The organism is Flavobacterium sp. ABG (genome assembly GCF_001027725.1).
GTDB classification, from domain to species: Bacteria; Bacteroidota; Bacteroidia; order Flavobacteriales; family Flavobacteriaceae; genus Flavobacterium; species Flavobacterium cupriresistens.
The window spans coordinates 61,514-69,072 of sequence record NZ_LEKS01000024.1 but is presented as its reverse complement, the minus strand read 5'-3'; the positions used below and the strand labels follow the sequence as shown (position 1 = coordinate 69,072).

Sequence of the window (7,559 nt, the reverse complement as noted above, 5' to 3'; positions counted from 1 at the left end):
AAATGGGCCAATGTAACACCATTATCTTTTGATAGTGACAATTACAGTACTGCTCATCCTGCTCTGAGTCCGGACGAGAAAACATTATACTTTGCTTCTGATATGCCCGGAACATTGGGGCAGTCTGATATTTTCAAAGTAGCTATAAACAGTAATGGTGATTTCGGAACGCCCGAAAACTTAGGTAACAGTATTAATACCGAGGGTAAAGAAACCTTCCCGTATGTAACAGCCGAGAATGAAATCTATTTTGCCTCTGACGGACATCCCGGACTTGGTGGTCTGGATGTTTTTGTCGGTGAAATTACAAAAGACGGAACGGTCCGTAACATTCAAAATCTCGGAAATGATGTTAATTCACCAAAAGATGACTTTGCTTACATCATTGATCCTGTTTCGAGAAAAGGGTATTTTAGCTCCAATAAAGAAGGTGGACAAGGTTCCGATGATATTTATAAATTTTTGGAGACCAAAAGACTAAAATGCATCCAAGAACTAAGCGGACTCATTACTGATGCTGAAACGGGAGCCATTTTATCCGGAGCAAAAGTAACTTTGTTTAACAATCAGATGGAGATAAAAGCTACGACAATTGCGGACGCTACGGGATCTTATAGTTTTCCTGTCGAATGTGGTATAACCTATAATGTAAGAGTCCAAAAAACAGACTACACCACCCGAGAAGTGAGCATTACAATTGAAAAAATAACCGGAAAATCAACCGGAAAAACAGCCTTATCTATTGCTCTTGAAAAGTCTATCCGTAATGTAACAGTGGGAGATGATTTAGGAAAATGTTTTGGTATAAAAATGATCTATTTTGACCTGGACAAATATAACATTCGTCCTGAAGCTGCTTTGGATTTAGAAAAAATACTGGCTACATTAAATGATTATCCAACAATGAAAATTGATATTCGTTCTCATACCGATAGTCGCGCCAATTTTAAATACAATGAGGTTTTGTCTGACAACAGAGCTAAATCTACTCTGCAATGGCTTGTAAAAAATGGAATAAATCCGGACAGATTAACAAGTAAAGGTTATGGAGAAACACAATTGGTAAACAAATGTGCAGACGGCGTTCCTTGTACAGAAGAGGAGCACCAACAAAACAGACGAAGTGAGTTTATTATCACAGCCCTTTAAAAAGAGCTTAATTTTGAGCCTTTTTAAAAAGAACAAAAAAGAAGCCGTCTTAACACTAATTAGTATTGAGACGGCTTCTCTTTCGCAAATTATTTTTTAACCTAAAAAAAACTAATTAGATTCTTTAGTAACGATTTGCATCGTTTCACGGCTTACCTGTTTCAGTAAGACTTCTTTGTTTTCTTCAACTGTTTGCGCAGCTTGTTCCGTAAAGTGACGGATTGTATATAAAGTCACATTTTCGCTAAAATCTACTTTGAATTTTTTCGACAGTATCGTATTCAATTCATTAAAATTCCCAAATTTATCTTCCACACAAACCGAGAAACTAATCGCTGAATTTTGAATTAAGTTCACTTTGATTTTAAACTCATGAAACAAAGCAAAAATTTCACTGATATTTTCCTCCATAATAAAAGAGAAATCGATCGAAGAAAGCGAAATTAAAAGTTGATCTCTTTTTACGATAAAACAAGGATATTGTGGCTCTAAATCAACGCCCTTAGAAACACAGGTTCCTTTTAATAAGGGGTTAATAAACGATTTTACGTATAACGGAATTTCTTTTTTCTGTAAAGGTTGCAGCGTTTTCGGGTGAATAACCGTTGCTCCGTAAAAAGCCAATTCGATAGCTTCACGATACGAAATCTGGTTTAACAAACTCGCATTTTCAAAATAACGCGGATCGGCATTCATAACTCCCGGAACATCTTTCCAGATTGTTACACTTTCAGCATTTAAGCAATAAGCAAAAATTCCGGCAGTATAATCAGAACCCTCACGCCCTAAAGTGGTAGTGAAGTTATTTTCATCAGCACCCAAAAATCCCTGAGTGATGTTTAATGTTTTTCTCGGAACATTTTTGCTGATGTTTTGTTGTGTAACTTCCCAATCTACTTCTGCATCTCTGTAGTTTGCATTGGTTTTGATGAAATTACGAACATCAAGCCATTGTGTTTTGATGCCCATGAAATTCATGAAATGACTCAGAATCGTCGTTGAAATCAGTTCACCAAAACTTACAATCTGATCGTAAACAAAATTATAGTTAGGTGATTTGTTATGTGTTAAGAAAAATTCTAACTCAGAAAAATGCTCTTTTACAGCTGTAAAAACGGCATTTTTTTCATCTTCAAATAAATCTAATAAAATCTGATTATGGTATTTCTTTATTTCCTGAACAGATGAATTTAACTCCTGAGATTTATCAAAATAATTCTTGATCACCACCTCAAGCGCATTTGTGGTTTTCCCCATAGCCGAAACTATTAAAATCACATCTTCATAACCTACTTTTTGTAAAACGTCGTATACGTTTTTTATTCCTTCCGCATCTTTTACCGATGCTCCACCAAATTTAAATACTCTCATTATATTAATTTTGTATTGTGGAGACGCACTGCCGCGCCTCTACGGTATTTAATAATTTTTATTTTTATAATTTTTCTAAAAACGAATTAATTCCGTCTTCGTCCATTTGAACTACCTGCCATCCGTCAAGGATTTTTGCTCCTGAATTTTCGTAGAATTTAACCGCCGGTGTATTCCAATCCAGCACATTCCATTCCACTCTTCTTACCTGATCTCTTTTTCCCTGTCTCATAATTTCAGAATAAAGGGCAAATCCCAAACCGGATCCGCGCATTTTGTCCTTTACAATCAGATCTTCCAGATGGATAGTTTTACCTTTCCACGTTGAGTAACGATAATAATACAATGCAATTCCAACAATCTCGTTTTCGACCTCTGCCACAAAAACATGGAACAAAGGATTTGTGCCAAAACCATCACGTATTAAATCATCTTCCGTTATGGTGACCGCTTCAGGTTCTTTTTCGAATACAGCCAACTCCTGTATTAGTCCTAAAACCGATTTCATGTCTTCAGGATTCCCTTTTCTAATATTCATATATTCTTATTATTAAGCGATTATTAGCTAAAATATTATGTTTTTATCGGTTGCTTTTTGCTTTTGTTTAGCAAATATACAATAGTAGCAAACTAACAAAATAATTTTTAAATCATTCTCACAAAAAAAACGATATTTGTGACTTAAAAATAAAACTACAACGATTTAGTAATGGAAGAACGCAATAAAACACTGGGAGAGTTTATTATTGAGAATCAAAAAGCATTTCAATACTCGTCAGGGGAGTTATCCCGGATTATCAACTCTATACGTTTGGCGGCGAAAGTCGTGAACTATAAAGTAAACAAAGCAGGATTAGTGGACATCGTTGGCGCTGCCGGCGAACAAAATGTTCAGGGAGAAGATCAGCAGAAATTAGATGTTTATGCAAACGAAGTATTTATCCAGACGTTAATTAACCGTGAGATTGTCTGTGGTATTGCTTCTGAAGAAAACGACGATTTTATTACTGTTCAGGGTAGTGATAATGCCCATAATAATAAGTATGTGGTTTTAATGGATCCTTTAGACGGATCTTCAAATATTGATGTGAATGTTTCTGTAGGGACTATTTTTTCAGTTTTCAGAAGAGTTACACCAATTGGAACTCCGGTTACTAGCGAGGATTTTTTACAGCCGGGAGTTAATCAGGTTGCGGCGGGTTATGTCATTTACGGAACATCGACAATGTTGGTCTATACGACAGGTCATGGTGTAAATGGTTTTACTTTAAATCCGGCTATCGGAACGTTTTATCTTTCACATCCTAATATGAAATTTCCGGTTGACGGGCATATTTATTCGGTAAACGAAGGGAATTATGTGCATTTTCCACAAGGAGTAAAAAACTACATAAAATATTGTCAGAGAGAAGAAGAGGACAGACCGTATACTTCAAGATATATTGGAAGTTTAGTTTCTGATTTTCATAGAAATATGATTAAAGGCGGAATTTATTTGTATCCAACAAGCTCAAAAGCACCAAAAGGGAAATTGCGTTTGCTGTATGAATGTAATCCAATGGCCTTTATTGCAGAGCAAGCAGGCGGAAAAGCAACAGATGGTTTTGGAAGAATCATGGAAATCCAACCAACTGAATTGCATCAAAGAGTACCGTTCTTCTGCGGAAGTTATAATATGGTTGAGAAAGCTGAAGCATTTATGGCCGAAGCTCAATAATAAAAAAAACAAACCCGACAGGTTTCAAAAACCTGTCGGGTTATGTTTTTTTGTTTCAGTATCCAGTCTCAGTAACTGATTACTGCAACTGAATACTGCAAACTTTCTATTTGTTCATATTCTCCATTTCGAATGAAAAAGTATCTAAATCTACTTTTTTATCTACCAGGCTTAGTGCTTTAGAAACAATATAATCCACATTACCCGGAGTAAAACCTAAAGCTAACCCCATACGTCTTAGCATAATTTCTTGTTGATCTCCCAAATGGTGGTCGATATGTACCATACGTGCTAAGTCATACAGACGCTCTATGCGTTGTATGTGTAAGTAAGGAGGATTTATTGGATGTTTCCAAGGCTCACTAAGGATTTCCTTGTATTCTTCTTCTGAGATTTCTAATCTTGAAGCTAGTTTGTCCAAAAAGGCTTGCTCTTCGTCATTAATTTTTCCGTCAGCAAAAGCTACACGAACAATTGCAGAGAAATGGCCTCTGTTTCTTTGTTTGAATTCGTTATCAAATAATTCTGAAAATGGCATAATTAATCGGTTTTTTATAAAACAAAGATAAATCTTATTTTAATTTAACAATTTTAAATTTCTCATAAAATTAAGCATAATTTTTATAAGTTGTTTTACTGTGGCCGCTCTTTTAGTTTTCAAAATTAATCGTAAGTTTACAGACCCTTAATCAATAATAGTAGAATTTTTATGTCACAGTTTTGGATTTATTTTCAAATAGGATTAAAGCATGTTTTAGATATACACGCCTATGATCACGTTCTTTTTTTAATCGCATTAACAGTTCCTTATGCCTTCAAGGATTGGAAACGTATTTTGCTTTTAGTTTCTGTTTTTACAATTGGTCATACCGTAGCTTTAGTGCTTTCTGTTTTTGGTATTATTACGGTAAAAGTAGATCTTGTTGAATTTTTGATTCCGATTACGATTTTAATAACCGCTTTATATCATTTGTTTACGGCAGGAAAGACATCTAAGAATGATGGTGTGAATTTATTGTTTTTTGTGACCTTGTTTTTTGGAATTATACACGGACTTGGATTTTCGAATTATTTCAAGACTATATTAGGTGGTTCGGCAACTTCAAAATTACTACCTTTGGGAGAGTTTGCTTTAGGAATTGAAGTAGCACAGTTGGTTGTCGTTTTTGTGGTTTTGATACTATCTTATATAGTGCAGACTGTTTTTCGTTTTTCAAAACGCGATTGGGCACTGGTAATGTCGGCTTTTATTGTGGGAGTTGTCATTCCCATGATTATTGAAAGCCCTATTTGGAACAGATAAAATAAATGGAATTAAAAAAAATAAATAAATACGATAAAGCGTATTTGCGAATTGCCAAAGAATGGAGTTTGCTCTCCTATTGTAAACGCAAGCAGGTAGGAGCTATTATCGTAAAAGACCGGATGATTATTTCTGATGGTTACAACGGAACGCCATCTGGATTTGAGAATTGCTGCGAAGATGAAGAAGGTTTGACACGCTGGGATGTTTTGCATGCTGAGGCCAATGCCATTCTGAAAGTAGCCAGATCAACGCAATCTTGCGAAGGAGCAACGTTGTATATCACATTGTCTCCTTGTAAAGAATGCAGTAAATTAATCCATCAGTCGGGGATCAAAAGAGTGGTTTATCAGAATGGTTACCGTGACGATTCCGGAATTCAGTTTTTAATAAAAGCAGGTGTAGAAGTATTACATATTCCCGTTTTAGAAGAATAGATGAAATTTAATTCAAAATACTTACCCATTGTTGTAGGAGCTGTTTTTGCTCTTGGCATAGTTCTAGGAAGCCTGATGAATGCTCCCGTAGAGGATCAGCTTTTGGCTAGAAATTACTCCAAAACAAAACTCAACAAACTTATTGATTTTATCAATAATGAGTATGTTGACAGTGTGAATACCGACTCGATCGTAAACTTGACGGTCGATAATATCCTTTCAAAATTAGACCCGCATTCCGTTTACATTCCACCAACAGAACAAGCAGAAGTGGCTGAAAGCATGAAAGGTGATTTTGTGGGTATCGGAATTAATTTTTATATGTACAAAGATTCCGTTGCGATCATCAGACCTGTTGAGAACGGACCTTCAGCAAAAGCCGGATTAAAATCGGGCGACCGGATTTTATTTGCTGGTAAAACGAAATTATTTGGCAGAAGACTGCCTTCTGACAGTTTGTTTTCGAAACTAAAAGGAATAAAAGGTTCTGAAATTGAATTGACCGTTTTTAGAAAATCGGAGCAAAAGAAACTTAAGTTTAAAATTAAGAGAGATATCATTCCAATTAAAAGTGTTGATGCCTCTATATTGCTTGATAAAAGTACGGGTTATATAAAAATTAATCGTTTTGCGGAAACAACCTATAAAGAATTCAAAGCAGGTTTAACCCGTTTACAGCAAAAAGGAATCCAATCCCTGATAATTGATCTTCGTGATAATGGAGGCGGTTATATGGAAGAAGCCGTGGCTATTGGTGATGAGTTTTTAAAAGACAAACAACTGATTGTTTTTACCAAAAGCAAAAATGGATCTACCGAAAAAACATTTGCTAATAAAGGAGGAAGTTTTGAAAATGGTAAAGTATATGTTCTGATTAATGAAAACAGTGCATCAGCAAGTGAAATTCTGGCCGGAGCCCTTCAGGACAATGATCGTGGAACTATTGTAGGTCGTCGTTCTTTCGGAAAAGGATTGGTACAACGCGAAATGGATTTCAACGACGGATCAGCCGTAAGGTTGACGGTAGCGAGATATTATACACCAACCGGAAGATCGATTCAGAAGCCTTATAAAAAAGGAAATGAAGAATATTACAAAGAGTCCGAAGATCGTATTAAATCAGGTGAACTTTATGCGAAAGACAGCATAAAAATAGCCGATACCTTAAAATTTAAAACACCAAAAGGAAAAATCGTCTACGGTGGTGGCGGAATCGTTCCGGATGTTTTTGTACCGATGGAAGCAGAGCACGGAAATGAAAATGTAGCCTATCTGCTTCAAACCGGAATCGTAGGGCATTTTGTTTTTGAAGAACTCGATAAAAACAGAAATACTTTTGCAGGACTTCATTTTAATGAGTTTTTGGTAAAAATGAAAGACTCAGATGTGTATTTTAAAAAATTTAAAAATTACATTCTGGCCACAGGTTTAGATCTAAAATTAGATAAAACCAAGGCATTGGTAAATCGTTATATCACGGCAGAGTTTGCCCGTCAATTATACGGTGAATTGTATTATTATAATGTGATTCTAAAAGACGATGCCATGGTCAAAGCAGTTTTGAACTCAAAAAAGTAACTTA

The 7,559-nt window shown here is 35.6% G+C and carries 8 protein-coding genes; 5 read left to right on the top strand and 3 right to left on the bottom strand.

Features of this window, described 5'->3' with window-relative positions; genetic code table 11:
* A partial coding sequence (locus AB674_RS19685) for an OmpA family protein (protein WP_047778995.1) occupies positions 1-1,149 on the top strand: 1,149 nt, incomplete at its 5' end.
* 111 nt (positions 1,150-1,260) lie between these two features.
* On the opposite strand, the gene AB674_RS19680 is transcribed toward AB674_RS19685, so the two are convergent.
* Together AB674_RS19680 and AB674_RS19675 are read right to left on the bottom strand one after the other, a co-directional pair.
* Positions 1,261-2,520, bottom strand: coding sequence for an aspartate kinase (locus tag AB674_RS19680; RefSeq protein ID WP_047778994.1), 1,260 nt, complete (start codon positions 2,518-2,520; stop codon positions 1,261-1,263).
* A gap of 64 nt (positions 2,521-2,584) precedes the next feature.
* A complete protein-coding gene (locus AB674_RS19675) occupies positions 2,585-3,058 on the bottom strand; it encodes a GNAT family N-acetyltransferase (protein WP_047778993.1) in 474 nt (157 codons plus the stop codon).
* Positions 3,059-3,229: 171 nt separating this feature from the next.
* Between AB674_RS19675 and fbp the strand changes: the two genes are divergently transcribed.
* Positions 3,230-4,237 (top strand): class 1 fructose-bisphosphatase, encoded by a 1,008-nt coding sequence (gene fbp, locus AB674_RS19670; protein ID WP_047778992.1) that lies wholly within the window; start codon positions 3,230-3,232, stop codon positions 4,235-4,237.
* Between the two features lie 106 nt (positions 4,238-4,343).
* Here fbp and AB674_RS19665 read toward each other — a convergent pair whose 3' ends face one another.
* A complete protein-coding gene (locus AB674_RS19665) occupies positions 4,344-4,775 on the bottom strand; it encodes a TerB family tellurite resistance protein (protein ID WP_047778991.1) in 432 nt (143 codons plus the stop codon).
* A gap of 171 nt (positions 4,776-4,946) precedes the next feature.
* Here AB674_RS19665 and AB674_RS19660 point away from each other — a divergent pair, with 171 nt between their 5' ends.
* The 3 genes from AB674_RS19660 to AB674_RS19650 are packed head-to-tail and all read left to right on the top strand — an operon-like array spanning position 4,947 to position 7,555.
* Positions 4,947-5,540: a HupE/UreJ family protein gene (locus AB674_RS19660; protein WP_047778990.1), complete on the top strand. Its 594-nt coding sequence runs from the start codon at positions 4,947-4,949 to the stop codon at positions 5,538-5,540.
* A gap of 5 nt (positions 5,541-5,545) precedes the next feature.
* Entirely contained in the window at positions 5,546-5,977 is a 432-nt protein-coding gene (locus AB674_RS19655) for a deoxycytidylate deaminase (protein WP_047778989.1), read from the top strand.
* Positions 5,978-7,555: a S41 family peptidase gene (locus AB674_RS19650; RefSeq protein ID WP_047778988.1), complete on the top strand. Its 1,578-nt coding sequence runs from the start codon at positions 5,978-5,980 to the stop codon at positions 7,553-7,555.
* Positions 7,556-7,559: the final 4 nt, after the last annotated feature.